The following is an 18,118-nucleotide window of genomic DNA, read 5'->3' as shown; positions in this document are numbered from 1 at the left end:
CGAATCTTTCCTCGCTCCGCTGCGGAATGTGGCTGCGCCACACCGAATCGCTAGATTCGCAGAATCCGAAAGACCCTCCACAGCCAAACTGGTATCTTCGCGCTTAGCTGCGGCTTTTCCGGCTCGTCTGGTAGAAATCAATCTGTTTGATTAAAAAGAAGGAAAATGATTTTAATTGGTTGCTACTAATGACAAGAATTAACGGAATGAAGCTGCCTGGTTCTGCTTTCCCCCTCAGCAAATCCTGACAAATTCAGCTTAATACAATCTAATAATACTAAAAAAAGTAAACACGGAAGCTACTAGCAAAGACACCAGTTTGGCTGTGTAGGGCCTTCTAAGGTTGTGGTGCCGAGGCACGAGGCATTGTGAGGAACGAACAAAACAAGCTTAGACCAGCCCTACACAGCCAAACGAGGCCCGCCGACCATGAGGCAAAACTTAAAGCCAGCAAACTAGATAGCACCAAAGCCTGGAGACGGGAACCGGCTCCAAAGAAAAACTATGAATCTTACTTATTTTAACTAAGGCTTGGTACCATTTAACCTGCTGGCATAAAAAAATTCAGCCGTACTTTCCATTGAAAATACGGCTGAATTTTTAAAATTTTAAAAATACTAAGCCGGTAAAAACTTAGGCAAGTTCTTGAAACTGGTAGTAATGCTATCGATGGGATTGCCCGGGGTAACATCTTGCTCCACAAAATAATACTCCATACCGGCGGTTTGAGCCGCTTCAAAAATAGGTTTAAAATCAATGGTACCGTTGCCTACTTCGGTAAAGAACTTTTTATCGGTATTATCCATGTCTTTTACGTGCCACAGCGGGAACCTGCCTTGGTGTTTCTGGAACAAGGCAACTGGATCGTTACCGGATTTTTCGGCCCAGTACAAGTCCAGCTCCATTTTCACTAAATCTTTATCCGTTTCGTTTAACAGAATGTCGTAAGGCACTTGGTTGTCTATTTTCTGGAATTCAAAATCATGGTTGTGGTAAGCGAAAGTGAGTCCGGCTTTTTTACAAGCTTCGCCGGTTTTGTTAAACAACTCCGCGTATTTTTTATACTGGTCGATGGTTTTGCGCTCGCTCGGGAACAAAAAGGCACAAACCAAATAACTTTGCCCAGCTTCAGCGGCCATGTCTACGAGCTGCTGCATGTTGTTATTTAACGTTTGCAAGCTATCCGGCAAAGGCGCTTCTTCTTTAGCTTGGCCACCTACCAATACGTGGTTGCTCCGCACTTTCATGCCCATGCCGTCCAGCATCGACGCAAATTCTTTGGGTTTTAAGCCATAATAATGGCCTTTGGCGCCGGCCGCCGCTTCCATGTTTTTATACCCGATGTCGGCTATTTTTTGCAAAGTACCTTTCAGGTCTTTATCTAGTAATTCGCGCACGGTGTATAATTGCAAGCCAGCCGCCGGTATAGCGGCCGCCGGGGTATTTTGACTGGTGTTTGCGGTAGCCGTACTATCGGTAGAGTCCGTTTCGGAAGTAGTTTTGGCATCTTTGGTATTGCAACCCGGGAGCATTAAACTTCCCAAACCGCCCAACATTAGGGCACCGGAAGCTCTCAAAAAATTTCTTCTATTTTGCATAGTTTTTTAAATAATAGACTTATAAAAGTAATATATGTGTCGTGCTTGGCTTCTGGTCAATCATTTACCAGAAGTAAGATTTTTAAAAATTCAGCTAAAACCAAGAGAATCCCGGTTGTAGTTTATACCCTATTATCACTCAAATTATTCAACGGGTTTATTCTAAACCAGTATTCCAATCAGGAAGATGCTGGTTTATTCCGGAAATAAAAAATTTAATTTTTTGAAAGTTTAGGGCAATATGTTCCCCAAAAAAGTGTTTCCTTATCTCTTATTTTAAAAGAAAGGTATTCCGGTTTAACTAAAAGTAAGATAAGTCTGGTTGGTTTTACGCCCTGAATTTATGTTTAAATTATAAAGGCAAGCTTATCTGTAAACGGTGAAATAATTAACTCATAGAATTTAATGGATGGTAAATTAAAATACTTAGGTTGGTATCAAATTGCTGGAGGGATTCTAGGTTTATTCATAATTTTATGGACTATCTTAAATAGATCAACAGTTCCGGGCTCAACTTTAAGCATATTTTTTATAGCCATGGCTTTATATGCTTTTTCTATTTATTGCGGCAGCCTTTTAATTCAAGAAGAGACAAAAAGTAAAACTAAAATCAAATGGACAAGGATTAATCAATCTCTTCAGATTATTCATTTAAGCGCGTTTGGTATAACTTACAAATTTTACTCTGGTATCCAGCTTTCATTTGGGGTTGACCTTAGTAATAATTTTCTGATTAATTTTTTATATTCTTTATCAGGTTTTGAACTGGCTTATAGCTCAATAAGTGCAGAAATAATCGTTATGATCAATATTGTCCCTATTCTGATTTTAAAATATCTGACTAAAGTTAATGATTAAATTAAGCATGATAAGTCGTACAATCGACTAAAAAATTAATTTAGCAGTAGCTCCAGCAGAAAATTCATAAAGTTAAGTAAAATTAAATTTCGAGATAACCTTTTTAACCCGCCAATTTCGCATTCCTTGAACCAGAATAATTTTTAAAATAATACATAAATTTACTGTCGACCATCGACGGTCGACTATGGACTAAATTATGCAAGCTAAAGTATTAAAAGTACACCCCCAGGACGACGTAATTGTGGCGCTTACGGATTTAAAAAAAGGGGAAGCCATTGTTTTTGAAAATGAGACTTATCTGCTGCAAGACGATGTAGCAGCCAAACATAAATTCGCAGCCAAGGATTTTGCCATCGGCGACCCGGTTACCATGTACGGGGTGTTGGTGGGAAAAACCATGCTGCCCATTGCGCGGGGTGGGCTAATTTCCACGGCTAATTTAAAACACGCCGCCTCGGATTACAGCGGCCGCACCAAACAATACTCCTGGACGCCCCCGGACGTGAGCAAATGGCAAAACCGCACCTTTAACGGCTATTTGCGTTCCGACGGCAAAGTAGGAACGGCTAATTACTGGCTGTTTGTGCCCACCGTTTTCTGCGAAAACCGCAACTTAGAAGTAATAAAAGACGCCTTAACCCGCGAACTTGGGTACGCCAAAAGTTTTAAATACCAAAACCAGGCCCGGCAGTTAGTAGATCTGTATAAGCAAAGCCAATCGGCGGAAGCGGTGGCTAACACCGATTTTAAATTATTTACCGAAGAACTCCAGACCAAACGCGTATTCGAGAACATCGATGGCATTAAGTTTTTGACGCACCAGGGCGGTTGTGGCGGCACCCGGCAAGATTCCGAAATCCTCAGCAAATTGCTCGTGGGCTACATGGATCACCCCAATGTGACCGGCGTTACCATTCTCAGCTTAGGCTGTCAGCATTTGCAGTACGACCAAATGCAACAACACATCCGGGAACGTAATCCGAATTTTGACAAGCCGGTTTACTTTTTTGAGCAACAAAGCAGCCAAAGCGAAGAACAATTACTCAGCGAAGCCATTAAACAAACTTTCCTGGGCTTAATTGAAGCCAACAAACAAACCCGGCAACCGGCTCCGTTAAGCAAACTGGTACTGGGCGTAAAATGCGGCGGCTCCGATGGGTTTTCCGGCATATCGGCGAACCCGGCATTGGGCTACGCTGCCGATTTAGTAGTGGCTTTGGGTGGCTCGGTTTTACTGGCCGAGTTTCCCGAACTGAACGGCGTGGAACAAGAGCTCGTGGACCGCAGCGTTGATGATGAAACCGCCAACAAGTTTATCCGGCTCATGAAAGGCTATTCGGCGCAGGCGCAAGCCGTAGGTTCTGGCTTCGATATGAATCCTTCGCCGGGCAACATTAAAGATGGCTTAATCACAGACGCCATAAAAAGCGCCGGCGCAGCTAAAAAAGGCGGCACTGCTCCCGTAGCCGACGTACTGGATTATACCGAACCCGTGCGCAAACCCGGCCTAAGTTTAGTTTGCACTCCCGGCAACGACGTAGAAGCTACCACGGGTAAAGCAGGTTCCGGCGCTAACGTCATTGTGTTTACTACTGGTTTAGGCACGCCCACCGGCAATCCCGTTTGCCCGGTTGTTAAAATATCCACCAACACCAAACTAGCCCAACGTATGGCCGACATTATTGACCTGGATACCGGCGATATTATCACGGGCGAGGCCACCATCGAAAGCAAAGGCGAAGAAATCCTGGAATTCTGCATTAAAGTAGCCAGCGGCGAGATTACCCCCAAAGCCGTACAACTCGGCCAGGATGATTTTATTCCCTGGAAGCGCGGCGTGTCGTTGTAGGGGGTTGGAAAATAAATTCACCATAAGGCGGTTTTATACACTCCGTTTATCCAGCCAAAATAGACGGATATATGGAATTACTTTACTCCATATAATGCAGATAAGCGGAGTAGTTCCGTTTATCTGCTAGTTGGTAGTCATTTATGAAAATACTCATAACCTTAATCTTATTTTTCTTTGCAACTACCTGTTTTGGGCAAGTTGATAATCTGGACTCTTTTCATCCTTCCTTGCGAAAAGTTTTGGAGAATTTAAGAAAAGATAATGTTGATACAATTCTTACATACCATTATTATTGTAATGGTTGTGAGACTTTAGGTGCAGAGTTGGATTGTGAAGGATTTATCGATGCAGGAATCATTTGGAGAAAAAATGGCAAAACATTTACCAAAACAATATTTTGCGACCAAAAGGAAAGCAAGGTTGAACAAAAGAACTCAGAAGCCTTAGAATATTTTATTGCAAACCGAATACAGATCACAACCAGGCAACCATTACCAAATCAGAAGTTCTACCCACCCATATCTGTCCACTATGACGCTGAGGACTTTTCTTTATTCCTGAATGAAGAATTATTTAAGGTCCGCTTATTTAAGGAGCAAAAAGAGGAAAGAATCTGGAGGAAATACAGTTGGATAAAGCCAACCCTAATGCTTTCGGAGCTTTATAAAAAAGAAAAAAAGTAAAAACGACTACCAACAAAGCCTTTACGGCACCCGGGTTATATTCTGCCTCCCTTCCTTTACATTTCAACCTTGGCTCTTTCGGGTGGCAGGATCATCAAGTAAATCTCCCGGCCGCCGCAAAGCCGGGGACGTTAGCCACAATCAATAAAAAATGAAAAGGGTATTAGTTACAGGTTCTTCAGGAAAATTGGGGAAAGAAATTGTTCGGCTCCTAAGAATGAATAATTACAATATATTAGGAATTGACCTTATAGAAAGCGATACAACAGATGAAATAATCGATATCCGGGATAGAAATATTATTAAAGAAGTTACAAAAGGAGTTGATGCCATAATCCATACAGCCGCTTTACATGGAAAGCATACAGACCTAAACTATTCCAGGGATAAATTCATTGAAACAAATATTAATGGAACCAATAATCTCCTGTCAGCATCGGTTGAAAATAGGGTCCGTAAGTTTCTGTACACAAGCACAACCTCCATTTATGGTACAGCAATGGTAAGTGACAAGCAAGCTGTTTGGGTAGATGAAGAATTAATTCCTCAACCAAGAGATATTTACGATATCACCAAACTAACATGTGAGTTGCTTTGCAAGGACTATTTCGAGAAAGAAGGAATTGAAACCACAGTCTTAAGAGTGTCCAGGTTTTTGCCAGAAGACGATAACACTAAAGCAAATCATCGAATATATAGGGGATTGGATGAAGAGGACGGAGCAAAGGGGCATCAATTGGCTTTGGAAAAGAAATTCAGCTCATTTGAGATTTACAATATATCAAACGAGAGCCCCTTTAAAAAGGACGACTTGTCAGAAATATATAGTAACCCTCAGGATGTGATTTGTAAATACTATCCGGAAGCGGAAGAGTTTTACAGACGAAATAACTGGAAATATCCCGAAAAGATAGACAGAGTTTATTCAATAGCTAAGGCAAAAAGAGATTTGAATTACCAACCCAAAAATAATTTTGATACATTCCTGAAATAAAAAAAGACCATGGCAAACCTTGTGTAAACGTCAGCCTTCAACCACCGCTAACACGAGACCTTTGAGCAACATGGATGGAATTTAAAAATTCTTAAAAATACATTAATGGGACAAAACAAAAGTATCACCTTAGTCTTGGCTTTAATCATAAAGGCCTTATTTAGCTTTACCCAGTACGAGCAGGCTGTTTCTAAAGAAACCATGACGTTTATAGTCTCTGGTCAACGTAAAAATATGATTATAAACATATCAACTCCAGAAGCAGCCGCAGCTTTGGGCAAAAACGAGTAACTGCAGAAAATGTATATGATTATTCAGGTGCTTTAAAAATATTAAAAGAGCAACAAGAAAAGGGGTGGCAAATCAAGAGCAGTAATTACGCTACCCATGGGGAGCCCAACCAAGACCAAAGTTTTTATCTGTACTTCCTTTTAGAGAAATAATCATCACCACAGTAAATTAAAATAAATTAAGATAGCGCCTGCGGGGGTGGACTGCCAGCAGGACGGGATTTATCTTCCGGGAGCAGTACAAATTCCAGGTTATCGGTAGGCGGTAGCAATATGCGGCCTTCTTTCCAGCCGGCTTTGGCTTGTTAAAGGCGCTCTTTCCTCTACAACACAAAATTCCACCAGTTAAACCGTTTGCCCTAGGGTTCGCCGGCCAACAGCATCCGGGTAAATGGTTCTTTTCTTTGGCCAGAATAATTGGGCCGATATTCTTAGTAAATACCAGCATCTGGCCCACCGTTTAGGTTCATCCTGCCAGCTCAAATCTGCTTCTAGCCACGTTAATTCCTCTTTCAACACGCCCGCACTACAAAAGAGAAACAAGACCTATCCCCTGGCACTTGCATCGTTCCTGAATTAGTAAGCCAAAAACCAGATTTTTAAAAAATATTTTATATAGTAGCTTGCAAAACATAGTACTATATATTACCTTCATATCACTCCCTTATCTGCTAATCCACGCGATTCGGAAGCGCACCACTTGTAGTAAAAAACAGTAGGCTTGCTCTTATAAAGCGCTGCATTGCAGTCAGGTGGCCAGATCAGAATTACGGCTAATAGAATAAACCCATGACCCTACAAATTACCAATATCGCCAAATTATATCCTAACGGGGTTCAGGCACTCCGGGATATTACGCTCACCATTCCGAAGGGCATGTACGGCCTGCTAGGGCCAAACGGAGCCGGTAAATCCACCCTCATGCGCATCCTGGCTACCTTGCAGGAACCCGACACAGGCAGTATTTACCTGGATAGTCTGGACGTGTTGAACCAAAAAGAAGCAGTGCGCCAAACATTGGGATATCTGCCGCAGGAATTTGGGGTGTACCCGCAAGCAAAAGCAGAAGATCTGCTCGATTATTTTGCTGTACTGAAAGGCATTACTAACCGGTCGGCCAGAAAAGAAGTAGTAACGGCCTTACTGAAACAAACCAATTTATGGGAAAAACGCCGGCAAAAACTGGGCAACTTTTCGGGTGGTATGAAGCAGCGATTTGGCGTGGCCGTGGCGCTGCTGGGAAACCCGAAGCTATTGATCGTGGATGAACCTACGGCAGGACTGGACCCAGCCGAACGGGTGCGCTTTCTTAATTTGTTAAGCGAGTTGGGCGAGAACAGCGTGGTGCTGCTATCTACCCACATTGTAGAAGATGTACGCGAGCTTTGCCCCCGCATGGCCATTATCCATAAAGGACAAATTTTGCAGGAAGCGGAGCCCCTAAAAGCCATGGCAGAATTGCAGGGCAGGATCTGGCGCCGTATGGTGGAGAAAAGTAAGCTGCCGGAGATGGAACAAGAGTATCAAATTATCTCTACTAAACTGCTCGGCGGCCAGACCGTAGTGCATATTTACAGCGAGGAAGCTCCCGGCAACAACTTTGAAGCAATAACCCCTGACCTGGAAGATGTTTACTTTGCCACCATGGCCGGCCATACAGCATACTATAAACCGGTTGCCCCATGAAACTCTGGACGATCTTCTGCTTTGAATTCACCTACCAAATACGGCGCCGCACCACCTGGCTTTATTTAGGAGTTTTGCTGGTGTTTACTTTGCTGATGAACCTGGTAACTACCCCGGGCGACGGCGTATACCCTAACAATACCTTCCATATCACGGCAGTTACGGTAATTGGTGGCTTTATTTGGCTCATCATGGGTGCGGCCGTGGCGGGCGAAGCCGCCGCCCGGGATCTGCAAACGCGAATGCATCCGCTAACCTACACTGCTCCGGTAACGAAGCTGCACTATCTGGGCGGACGCTTTTTGGCTGCATTGGCGGTAAATGCCTTGCTGCTGCTCTCGTTACCAGTGGGGGCACTGCTTTCCTTCTATCTGCCCGGTATGGAGTCCGGCGAATTATTACCTTTCCGGCCATTAATTTACGGAAACGTCTACTTCTTCATTGCCTTGCCTGGTGCCTTGGTGGCCACCGCGCTCCAATTTAGCCTGGCTGCGCTTAACCGCCGGGTAATGACCAGTTACCTGGCCAGCCTTCTGTTAGCCTTGGTGGCACAAATTATTGCGCTGGCGATGGCCAGGCTCTTCGGTAACTGGGACCTGGTAAAATTACTAGACCCGGTTGGAGTTACCGGAATTATAGGTAACGAACTGCAAACCTGGACGGCCACCGAAAAAAATACGCGACTAATTATGCTGGAAGGAATGTTTCTGCTGAATCGTGTTTTGTGGCTGAGCGTGGCTTTAGGCTTGCTGTTACTTACGTACTTTCGCTTCCGTTTTACTCATCAGGAAACCCACCATGTTGTAGTTGGCTTAAAACGTCGGCCAAACTTACCGCCCGAAACATTTACCGCCACCCGCAATAAAGCACCCGCCATTTCTGTTCCGCAAGTTTCCCGCAGTTTCAACTTTGCCACCTATTTCTATCAGACATTCACCTTAGCTGGGGCATTTTTTAAAAAAATTGCCCAACACCCAGCCGGACTTACGCTGGTTGCGGCACTAGTTTTGGTTTCGGTAATAAGCGCTAATCGCATCATAACGCAGTTTGGTATTCCGTTGCTCCCAACTACGCCGCAAGTATTAAGCTACCTGGCTACGCCAATCTCTAATATCAGTAGCCCGTGGGTAATTATTCCGCTGCTCATTATGTACTATAGCGGGGAGCTTGTCTGGCGGGAACGGGATGCCGGCCTGCAGGATTTAATTGATGCTACCCCGGTACCGGAATGGGTATTTTTTATCGGTAAGTTTCTGGGTTTAAGCCTGATTATCGTGGTTTGGATGGTGCTGCTTTTGGCCGAAGGTATCGGGATGCAGTTAAATATGGGCTACTATACATTGGACTTAGGCTTGTACTTGCAGGTGCTCTTTCTCCTTCAGCTTCCGGACTACCTGATTTTTGCCCTGCTGGCCCTGGTGGTACACGTGGTGGTGAATCAAAAATACATAGGTTATTTGGTAATGCTGTTAGTTTTCGGCTTCATCGCCTTTCCGGGCACTTTTCAGGTAGAGCACCCAATGCTTATATTTGGCGCTTCCCCAGGATGGTCGTACACCGATATGCGGGGCTTTGGTACTACCCTGGGACCGTGGCTGTGGTTTAAGTTTTATTGGATTGCCTGGGCTTTGTTCCTGGCTGTAGCCGCCAATTTGCTTTGGCCGCGGGGCCGCGAGCAAGGTTTAAAATACCGCCTTCAGTTAGCCCGACACCGTTTTACCCCCGCTACCGCCTGGGTTACCGTAATTGTTACCGGACTTGTTCTTACCCTGGGTAGCTTTATTTTCTACAATACAAATATATTAAACGAGTACCTGTCCAGCGCCGACCTGAATAAACGTAAGGCCGAATACGAACAACGCTATAGCCAATTCCGAAACACACCGCAACCCCAGCTTACTGCTACCAAACTGCACGCCGAGATTTACCCGGATCAACAGCAAGTCGAAATCCGGGCTGCTTACACCCTGGTGAATAAAAACACCGTGCCCATTAACTCTATCCATATGGGGAGCACTCCGGGCGTAAAATTAAGTGCGGTAAAGTTCAACCGTTCAGCGGTTGGCGTAGTTAAAGATAAAGAACGCAGCTATTACATATATGCGCTAAAGCAAGCATTACAACCCGGCGACTCCCTGCAATTAAACTTTGTAGTAACTCATAAACAGCGTGGTTTCCAGATGAACAACACTCATTCCCTGGTGGTAAAAAACGGCACCTTCTTTACCAATTACGACCTACTCCCTAGTATTGGCTACCAAAGCCGCCGGGAAATTAAGGATGCGGTGCTCCGGAAAAAGTATAAGCTCGCCCCACGCCCCACTATGCCTTCGCTGTACGATTTGCAGGCGCGTAACAAACCCTTTAGCAACGATCAAAGCACTTTTGAAGCTACGGTAGGCACAGCCAAAGAAGAAATTGCCGTAACACCGGGCAGCTTAAAAAAGACCTGGACAGTCGGCAACCGGCGCTACTTTCGGTATAAAACCGATGCGGCCATCGGGGGCGAGTACGCTTTCTTTTCCGGCAACTACGCGGTGCACAAAAGCAAATGGCAACATGTTGCCATCCGGATTTACTACCATCCCGGGCACGTCCAAAACATTGACCGCATGCTGCAGAGCGTGAAAGCATCACTGAGGTATTATACAGAACAATTCGGTGCTTACCCCTATGGGCATTTAACGGTAGTAGAGCACGCTGGCTCCGGGGGTGGGGGTGGGGCTAGTGCCGATGCAAGCCTGATTTATTATGGAGAACAATACTCCCTGATGAACCCCGATGACAGCCCACAAGGCTTTGATCTCCCTTACTATATTTTGGCGCACGAAGTAGCGCACCAGTGGTGGGGAATGGCCCGATTAAGCCCCGCCAACGTAGAAGGTGCCGGGGTACTGATTGAAGGCCTTGCCGTATATGCCGGCATGCAGGTTCTGGAAAAGTACTATGGCCAAAATCATTTGCGGCAATACGTTAACTACCTGCACTCCGCTTACGAAATGCCCCGTTCCCTGGCTAGTGCTTCTTTACTTCGGGCAAATGAAGAATTTTTGTATTACCGTAAAGGTGGGCTTGCCATGCATGCCTTAAGTAAGTACATCGGTCAAGCCAAAGTTAATGGGGCACTCCAGCGATTACTCCAAAAACACAGCTCCGGAGAGCTACCCCTGCCCACTACCCTGGATTTGTACCAGGAGCTGCAACAAGTAACCCCAGACTCCTTACATTACCTATTACGCGACCTTTTTCAACAGAACACGTATTGGCGCCTTAAAACAAAGCAAGTTACTGCAAACCCAACAAAAGCTGGTAACTGGCAGGTAACCCTGCGGGTGCAGGCGCAAAAAATAGTTGTGGATAGTACGGGTTTAGAAAAAGAAGTACCCATGCATGACTGGCTGGAAGTAGGCTTATACGAAGAAGATAAAGATCTAAGTGATCCCCTTTATCAGCAGATGCACCGCATTCGGACGGGTGAGCAAACCATTAAACTAACCGTACCCCGAAAGCCCATTAGTGGCGGTATTGATCCAAATTATCTACTTATTGACCTGAGATTGGAAGATAATGTTATACAGGTCGAGAAGTAATGCGCTATCTAAGACCTGTCCTTAAATAGCATATTCTATCAACTTTGCCCTTTACGCATACAGTATTCGTTGTTGCGAATGCTGTATGTGTTAAGGCTTGCATATCTGTTAAAATAAATCAGAGCAACACAAACTAAATACTCTGAAATTAAAAATAGCGGTAGTTGAATTTTTAAAAAATTTAAAATTTAAAAAAAAGAATCACGTTTTTCATTCCGTTGAATTCTTGGGTTCAGCTAAGTTTCATACTCTTTTGCGTGCGTACGAAGCAGCTAAACAGGAATACTTGTCAGGGCTGCTAATAACTTTTTGTTTATCTGCCAATTATTTTCCCAAAATTTGGTTGTTCCGCTTTCCTCAGGATAACGCTTGCGGGGGTGGGCTGCCGGCTGGGCGGGATTTATCTTCCGGGAGCGGCACAAATTCCAAGTTATCGGTGGGCGGTAGCAAAATGCGGCCTTCTTTCCAGTCGGCTTTAGCTTGTTCAATGCGCTCTTTACGCGACGACACAAAATTCCACCAGATAAACCGTTCGCCCAAAGGTTCGCCGCCTAATAACATCAAAGTCGTTGGTTCTTTGGCCAGAATAATTGGGTCGGAGTTTTTGGTAAATACCAGCATCTGGCCCACCGTGTAAGTTCGTCCGGCAATTTCTACGCTGCCTTTGGCTACGTAAACTCCTCTTTCGGTATGTTCCCGCGGTAACCCGAACCGGGCGCCGGCTTGCAAAACCACGTGTAAGTAAAATAGCGGCGAGTGGGTTTTTACGTTATTCTGTAATCCAAAGGCATTGCCGGCAATCAAGCGCATCCAAACGCCGGTATCGGTAAAAACGGGTAATTGTTCCGGCTGGTAATTATCAAAACTGGGCAAAGCTTCTTCTTCTTTTTCTGGTAAAGCCACCCAGGTTTGAATCATTTCTAAAGAACCGCCTGCTAGCGTAGCCGGATCTTCGAAACGTTCGGAATGAGCAATGCCACGACCGGCCGTCATCCAATTGACTTCGCCGGGGCGGATTACCTGTTTAACCCCCAGGCTGTCGCGATGTGTTACCTGGCCATCAAACAAATAACTTACCGTGGACAAACCAATGTGCGGATGCGGCAACACATCCATATTAGAAACCTGCTGGGGCGTAATCTGCACGGGTCCCGCGTGATCCATAAAAATAAATGGCCCCACCATCCGGCGCAGCCGAAAAGGTAAAATCCGGCGTACTTCCATCCCCGGCATAATAGCCGCATTCCGGGCTTCAATTACAATATCAATCATGTTTTATTTTTAATTTTTTTGCTAAAACCCAACTCAACCAGCAGAAATCATTTAATTTATTAAGAACTAAGTTTTACTCTATAGTTAAGCAAAATAAATGAAGCCGATTTTTAAAATGATAATTAAAATCTGAATACCAGCCATTAAACCATATCTATGGTTCAGGTTCCCGTTAATCTAACCTACAATTATTTGCCACTAGTATTAAATACGGAAAGATAATTAATAACCCTTACGGATAAATACCGTTAATACTTTTATACACCATGTGTAATTACTTAAAGATAAAACAAAATGGAAAATAATAGCTTTAACGATGATGCTGCCGAGCTAAGAGCCCGCAGCAACTGGACCGAAACCAAAGGTAAAATCAGACAACAATATGCCCATTTAACCGACGATGATCTGGAGTATTCAGAAGGAAAACAAGAAGAATGGTTTGGTAAAATTGGCGACAAAATAGGCAAAGCCGCCCAGGATGTAAAAAGCTGGATTCAAGGTTTATAAGCCATAAATTCATTTACTTAAAAAGGTAGTTCTTTAACGGGAACTACCTTTTTTATTTAGGAGCAACTTGCGCCTTTATTTTTGGTTAAACTTAAAGCTGTAACATTTACCACTTGTTTACTATCCTGTAAAAAGTATTTTTTTAAATTTTTACAGGATAACATTTAATAAAGTAACTACCCCAAAGCATTCGCCTGCTAAAATTGGGTTAATTAAATTATTCCTGTTCTTTTGCGTAAATTAATGTACCTACATGTATCATGGAAATTGGCATAACCACCTTCGTTGAAAATACGCCCGACCCGAGCACCGGCAAACTTTTAGCTCCGTACCAACGGATAAGCAACCTGATGGAAGAAATTGAACTGGCCGACCAGGTTGGCCTTGATGTGTTTGGTATTGGCGAACACCACCGGCCGGATTTTGTAGTTTCTTCGCCGGCCATTGTTCTGGCTGCCGCCGCCGTTAAAACCAAGAATATAAAACTTACCAGCGCCGTTACAGTACTAAGTTCCGACGATCCGGTGCGGGTTTTTCAGGATTTTGCCCACGTAGATTTATTATCTAAAGGCCGGGCCGAGATTATGGCGGGCCGGGGTTCTTTTATCGAATCTTTCCCGCTGTTTGGCAACGATTTAAAAGACTACCACACCCTATACGCCGAAAAGCTGGACTTACTTCTAAAACTTAATAAAAGCGAAAAAATCACCTGGGAAGGCCACCACCGACCCTCCATTGATAACCGCGGCGTTTACCCCCGCCCCTACCAACCCGAGTTGCCGATTTGGGTAGCCGTGGGTGGTACCCCAGAATCGGTGGTGCGGGCGGCCAACTACGGCTTACCCATGACTTTGGCCATTATTGGCGGCATGCCGGAGCGGTTTGTACCTTTCACCAACCTGTACCGAGAAACCTACCAGAAAGCCGGTCACGATACAACGAAACTGCAACTGGGTATTAACTCGCACGGGTTTATCGGGGAAGATTCAAAAAAAGCTGCGGATGATTTTTACGGACCTTATGCGTTTTTAATGAGCCAGATTGGCCGGGAACGCGGTTGGCCGCCCATGAACCGGCCGCAGTTTGAGATGATGCGCGCCCCAGAAGGTTCTTTGTTAGTAGGTAGTCCGCAGCAGGTAATTGATAAGATTTTGTACAACTACGAGCTTTTTCAGAATACCCGCTTTTTGTTGCACATTAGTGTGGGTACCTTGCCCCACGACAAAGTTCTGCGGGCGATTGAGTTATTAGGAACGGTTGTGGCTCCGGCGGTGAAAAAAGCTGTTGGTACAACAGCCGAGTTAACGTAATTTTTAAAAATTTAGGATAATTCAACTATGTGCGGATTTACTTCCTTAGCTGGCAAATCAAAAAGGAGGTTCTCGTTCGCATAGCTGTCTTGATAGCTTTGGTTTCTAAGTGAAGTTGTTTCATTGCTGAAGTATTTGTTCTTTTTGTCTTGATACAAAAAGAACCAAAAAAATCAAGACGCTAAAAACTCGCTGAACGCTCGAACAGTTTAGCGTCACCTTTTGCACCTGGAACGGCTATTTGTTGCATAGCAATCAAATTTTAAAAATTAGGGTCATTCAGGAGGAAACTATTTAGCTACGCAGCAGAATTGTCTCCCATTGAATAACAGGAAAAGAGATGGTGGCATTCTTGATCATTATCAAAGAATAAGACTAGGAAGTAAACCAGCGCTAATGTACATCAGGTTATGAAAAGCAAAAGCCCTTGCGTAAACGCAAGGGCTTTTGCTTTTAGCTGGAAGTACTACCAATTAGATTAATGGAGTATTTTTCAATTTTTAAAATTTCACTTCGGTTCCAGGGCTTTTTTTACCAGAGCTTGTACCGTGTGGTTCTGGTGGCTGTGGTCCATCATGCCCAGGTGGTGTTGCAAGCCTTCCAGCGCTTTCTTGGATTCCGGAGTGTTGATGGCGGCTACGCGTTGTACGGTGAACGGTAAAATGGAATTTACTTTGGCTTTGCGGGCCAATTCAATTGCCCGGTTCATATCGGTGGGTACCATGGGCTCAAAAGCGTACCATAACATCAAAGGCAAATTATGATCGTCTTTATCTTCTTCGTGCTGGGCTAAGGCTTCCAGCGTTTCCCAGCGTTTTTCCGGAGCGGTGCGCTGCATGGCCGACACCAGGTACAAACGAACTACCGCGGATTGATCGTTTTTGGCCATCTCGGCAAAACGTTTAAGCGCGGCGTCGGATAAGTTTTGATCTTCGGCTAAAAGCTGAATAGCCCAGCTTCTGACGTATTCACTCTTTTCATCCAATAAAGCCAGCAACTCTTTTTCATCTAAGCCTTTGGTTACGTGCAAAGCCCACATGGCGCGGAGTTTCCGGGTTTCGTCAGGGTTATTTTTTAAAATTTCCTTAAGGGCTTTATGCACTTTTTTGTTCGGACCGCGCTTCTGCAAAATTAAGCGGGCGTTACGCACGTACCACTCGTTTTTGTGCAGCTGGTAATTTACCAGTTCCTTATCCGACGCTTTAGCCAAATCTACCTTCACAAACTTATCGGACTCGTGGCTGATTTTAAAAATCCGGCCCATGGTTTTCTGGTGCACGTCGGGGTTAGAGCTGTGGCATTGATTTTTGTCGTACCAGTCGATGGCGAACACCGACCCGCTCGGATCGTAGCGAAAATTCAGCCACTGCGACCAGGAATCGTTGGTAACCAGAAAGTCTTTATCGTGGCTGGCCACGTAACCCGAACCTTTGCGGTTTAACTGGTCTACGTTTACCTTGCTGCCGTGAATGTTGTTCATGAACACATTGTTGCGCAGTTCTTTCGGCCAGTTCTCGTTGCCCAGGTAAATCATAGCCCCGGCGTGGGCGTGCCCACCACCTTTGGCATCCGATCTAAAATTACCGGCGTGCGGCCCACGGTCGCCGACCCAGTGCACGTGATCGCCAGATTGCTTAATATCGTCGTAGGTGAATTTGTTGAAATGCTCGCCGGCCTGCCGCTGGTACCTTCCACCTTGAATCATATGGAACATGTGCGGGATTACGCACACCGTAATAAAAGCATGACCGTAGTCGTTCCAGTCGATGCCCCAGGGGTTACTGGTACCTTCGGAGAATAACTCAAATTTCTTGGTAGTCGGGTGAAAGCGCCACACGCCGGCGTTTAATTTAACGCGCTGGTCTTCGGGGGTGCCTGGTGCGCCTACTTTGGAATGGGTAAATACGCCGTGCGTGCCGTACAACCAACCATCGGGTCCCCAGCGGAAGTTATTCAAAATTTCGTGGGTATCATCCAGGCCCCAACCATCGAGCAGCGTTTGTGGCGGACCAGCCGGTTTATCGCCGGATTTATCTACCGGAATAAACAAGAGGTTCGGCGCTGAGCCGAGCCATACGCCACCCATGCCCACTTCAATGGCGCTGATCAAATTTAAATTTTCGGCGAATACTTTGCGGCTGTCCAGGGTGCCGTCGCCATCGGTATCTTCAAAGATTAGTACCCGATCGCGGCCCTGGCCTTCGGGAGCCCGTACCGGATAGGTATGCGCTTCGGCTACCCATAAACGGCCGCGGGGATCGATGGTAAAGCTGATAGGGCGAATAATCTGTGGTTCGGAAGCGGCTAATTTCACGGTAAATCCGGGTGCCATGGTCATGGCTTTGGCGGCTTCCGGGCCAGATAAGCCGGCGTGCAAAACCGGATCGATTGGAGGTAAAATGGCAATATCGCTTGGCTTTAACTCATTCGGGAAATCAGGACGGGTAGCATAAAACTGAAAATCATCGAAGTTTATGTGGGCCCATTTGTCATCGCCAATATAGGGAATGGTAGAAATACCAGTTTCTTTATCAACTAACCGGATGAAAATTTCTTTGTTCTGTACGTCTTTTAAATCAACCACCACAGGTTGCAAAGTAGCCCGGCCCGAACCGGTAATTTGAAAAAACACCTGGTTGTTATCAGCCCGCACCAATTCTACGCGAGTATCTTGTAAGGCGCCGCCCGATACTTTAAAGGCGGCAAATGGCTGGTTCACCAGGAAAGGCGCCGAAGTTAGCGTACCAGTTAATTTATAATTTTTAGTGCCGCCACTGCTCACAAAGTGCTTACCCGACATGCTGATTTTCATGTCTTTTTCGTGCACCGGCGAAGGATCCTGCGACACAATCGGACTCTGAAAAGCATCACCTTCGGCGGTCCAGTCCTGTAGGGTACCTTTCTCAAAATTCAGGTTTAAAACTCTACCAGCGTTTTTAGGCGCTATTCCCGGAATTACTTTTTCCGAGGAAGCAATTTCGGCTACTACTTCAAATTTGCCCACCATACCGGCCGCTTTATGCCCCGGAATGGTACAGAAATACGTATCGCTTTGGGTGGCTTTAAAAACTACGCTGGCGGTGTCGCCTTTTTCCACGAGCACTTTACTTTTTACCCCTATTTTTTCCAGGGCAATGTCGTGGGTCATGAGTTCGCCGTTCACGATTTTAATGCGCACAGTTTCGCCTTTTTTAGCTTGCAGCACCGGGTTGCGTTTGCCATCGGGCCCGTAGTAACCCAAAATGGTGGTTTGCAGGGTATATTCCCGGTCGTACTTGGCTAGTTTTTTAATTTTTGCCATTGGCACCCCCGGCTTGGCGGCAGCAGCAGAAGCACTAAGAGATAAAGTTAAAAAGAGCAATGCAAGAGAACGGGGTAAGTTCATAAAACAAGAATTAAGATGCGTTATAATCAGAATGAATAGCCTTTCGGCTAAATTTTAAAAATGGAAGATGCCCGAACCGCCTTTATTTTG

General features: G+C 45.1%; 12 protein-coding genes. 9 read left to right on the top strand and 3 right to left on the bottom strand.

Translation table 11 applies throughout. The annotated features are described in order from the left end of the window. Positions 1-617 precede the first annotated feature (617 nt). Positions 618-1,598, bottom strand: a complete 981-nt coding sequence (locus HUW51_RS15380) for a sugar phosphate isomerase/epimerase family protein (RefSeq protein ID WP_185270519.1) — start codon at positions 1,596-1,598, stop codon at positions 618-620. 405 nt (positions 1,599-2,003) lie between these two features. Here HUW51_RS15380 and HUW51_RS15375 point away from each other — a divergent pair, with 405 nt between their 5' ends. From HUW51_RS15375 to HUW51_RS15345, 7 genes are all read left to right on the top strand, one after another. Continuing rightward, a complete protein-coding gene (locus tag HUW51_RS15375) occupies positions 2,004-2,456 on the top strand; it encodes a hypothetical protein (protein WP_185270518.1) in 453 nt (150 codons plus the stop codon). A gap of 199 nt (positions 2,457-2,655) precedes the next feature. Then, positions 2,656-4,308, top strand: coding sequence for a UxaA family hydrolase (locus HUW51_RS15370; RefSeq protein WP_185270517.1), 1,653 nt, complete (start codon positions 2,656-2,658; stop codon positions 4,306-4,308). Positions 4,309-4,451: 143 nt separating this feature from the next. Continuing rightward, positions 4,452-4,994 carry a hypothetical protein gene (locus tag HUW51_RS15365; RefSeq protein ID WP_185270516.1) on the top strand — a complete coding sequence of 181 codons (543 nt, stop codon included), beginning with the start codon at positions 4,452-4,454 and terminating at the stop codon, positions 4,992-4,994. Between the two features lie 151 nt (positions 4,995-5,145). Beyond that, positions 5,146-5,988, top strand: a complete 843-nt coding sequence (locus tag HUW51_RS15360; protein ID WP_185270515.1) for an NAD-dependent epimerase/dehydratase family protein — start codon at positions 5,146-5,148, stop codon at positions 5,986-5,988. 105 nt (positions 5,989-6,093) lie between these two features. Continuing rightward, a complete protein-coding gene (locus tag HUW51_RS15355; RefSeq protein WP_185270514.1) occupies positions 6,094-6,279 on the top strand; it encodes a hypothetical protein in 186 nt (61 codons plus the stop codon). Between the two features lie 788 nt (positions 6,280-7,067). Then, positions 7,068-7,964 carry an ABC transporter ATP-binding protein gene (locus tag HUW51_RS15350; protein WP_185270513.1) on the top strand — a complete coding sequence of 299 codons (897 nt, stop codon included), beginning with the start codon at positions 7,068-7,070 and terminating at the stop codon, positions 7,962-7,964. Further along, entirely contained in the window at positions 7,961-11,554 is a 3,594-nt protein-coding gene (locus tag HUW51_RS15345) for an ABC transporter permease/M1 family aminopeptidase (RefSeq protein ID WP_185270512.1), read from the top strand. Before HUW51_RS15350 ends, HUW51_RS15345 begins: the two co-directional genes overlap by 4 nt. Before the next feature lie 357 nt (positions 11,555-11,911). Here HUW51_RS15345 and HUW51_RS15340 read toward each other — a convergent pair whose 3' ends face one another. Next, a complete protein-coding gene (locus tag HUW51_RS15340; RefSeq protein ID WP_185270511.1) occupies positions 11,912-12,826 on the bottom strand; it encodes a pirin family protein in 915 nt (304 codons plus the stop codon). A 294-nt stretch (positions 12,827-13,120) separates the two neighbouring features. Here HUW51_RS15340 and HUW51_RS15335 point away from each other — a divergent pair, with 294 nt between their 5' ends. Both HUW51_RS15335 and HUW51_RS15330 read left to right on the top strand, forming a co-directional pair. After that, on the top strand, positions 13,121-13,333 hold the full coding sequence (locus HUW51_RS15335) for a CsbD family protein (RefSeq protein ID WP_185270510.1): 213 nt from the start codon (positions 13,121-13,123) through the stop codon (positions 13,331-13,333). Positions 13,334-13,593: 260 nt separating this feature from the next. Then, positions 13,594-14,643, top strand: coding sequence for an LLM class flavin-dependent oxidoreductase (locus HUW51_RS15330; protein ID WP_185270509.1), 1,050 nt, complete (start codon positions 13,594-13,596; stop codon positions 14,641-14,643). 508 nt (positions 14,644-15,151) lie between these two features. Here the strand turns inward: HUW51_RS15330 and HUW51_RS15325 are convergent. Beyond that, complete coding sequence (locus tag HUW51_RS15325; RefSeq protein WP_185270508.1) at positions 15,152-18,028, bottom strand: PVC-type heme-binding CxxCH protein; 2,877 nt, start codon at positions 18,026-18,028, stop codon at positions 15,152-15,154. Between the last annotated feature and the right edge of the window lie 90 nt (positions 18,029-18,118).

The sequence above is a fragment of the Adhaeribacter swui genome, from assembly GCF_014217805.1.
Lineage (GTDB): Bacteria > Bacteroidota > Bacteroidia > Cytophagales > Hymenobacteraceae > Adhaeribacter > Adhaeribacter swui.
The sequence above is the reverse complement of the archived record's forward strand: the minus strand, read 5'-3'. Positions and strand labels throughout refer to the sequence as shown.

Excerpts from the sequence above, each read along its gene's own strand:
- HUW51_RS15350 (WP_185270513.1), top strand. The coding sequence starts at position 7,068 with ATGACCCTACAAATTACCAATATCGCCAAATTATATCCTAACGGGGTT.
- HUW51_RS15340 (WP_185270511.1), bottom strand. The coding sequence starts at position 12,826 with ATGATTGATATTGTAATTGAAGCCCGGAATGCGGCTATTATGCCGGGG.
- HUW51_RS15375 (WP_185270518.1), top strand. The coding sequence starts at position 2,004 with ATGGATGGTAAATTAAAATACTTAGGTTGGTATCAAATTGCTGGAGGG.
- HUW51_RS15355 (WP_185270514.1), top strand. The coding sequence starts at position 6,094 with ATGGGACAAAACAAAAGTATCACCTTAGTCTTGGCTTTAATCATAAAG.
- HUW51_RS15360 (WP_185270515.1), top strand. The coding sequence starts at position 5,146 with ATGAAAAGGGTATTAGTTACAGGTTCTTCAGGAAAATTGGGGAAAGAA.
- HUW51_RS15335 (WP_185270510.1), top strand. The coding sequence starts at position 13,121 with ATGGAAAATAATAGCTTTAACGATGATGCTGCCGAGCTAAGAGCCCGC.
- HUW51_RS15365 (WP_185270516.1), top strand. The coding sequence starts at position 4,452 with ATGAAAATACTCATAACCTTAATCTTATTTTTCTTTGCAACTACCTGT.
- HUW51_RS15370 (WP_185270517.1), top strand. The coding sequence starts at position 2,656 with ATGCAAGCTAAAGTATTAAAAGTACACCCCCAGGACGACGTAATTGTG.
- HUW51_RS15380 (WP_185270519.1), bottom strand. The coding sequence starts at position 1,598 with ATGCAAAATAGAAGAAATTTTTTGAGAGCTTCCGGTGCCCTAATGTTG.
- HUW51_RS15325 (WP_185270508.1), bottom strand. The coding sequence starts at position 18,028 with ATGAACTTACCCCGTTCTCTTGCATTGCTCTTTTTAACTTTATCTCTT.
- HUW51_RS15345 (WP_185270512.1), top strand. The coding sequence starts at position 7,961 with ATGAAACTCTGGACGATCTTCTGCTTTGAATTCACCTACCAAATACGG.
- HUW51_RS15330 (WP_185270509.1), top strand. The coding sequence starts at position 13,594 with ATGGAAATTGGCATAACCACCTTCGTTGAAAATACGCCCGACCCGAGC.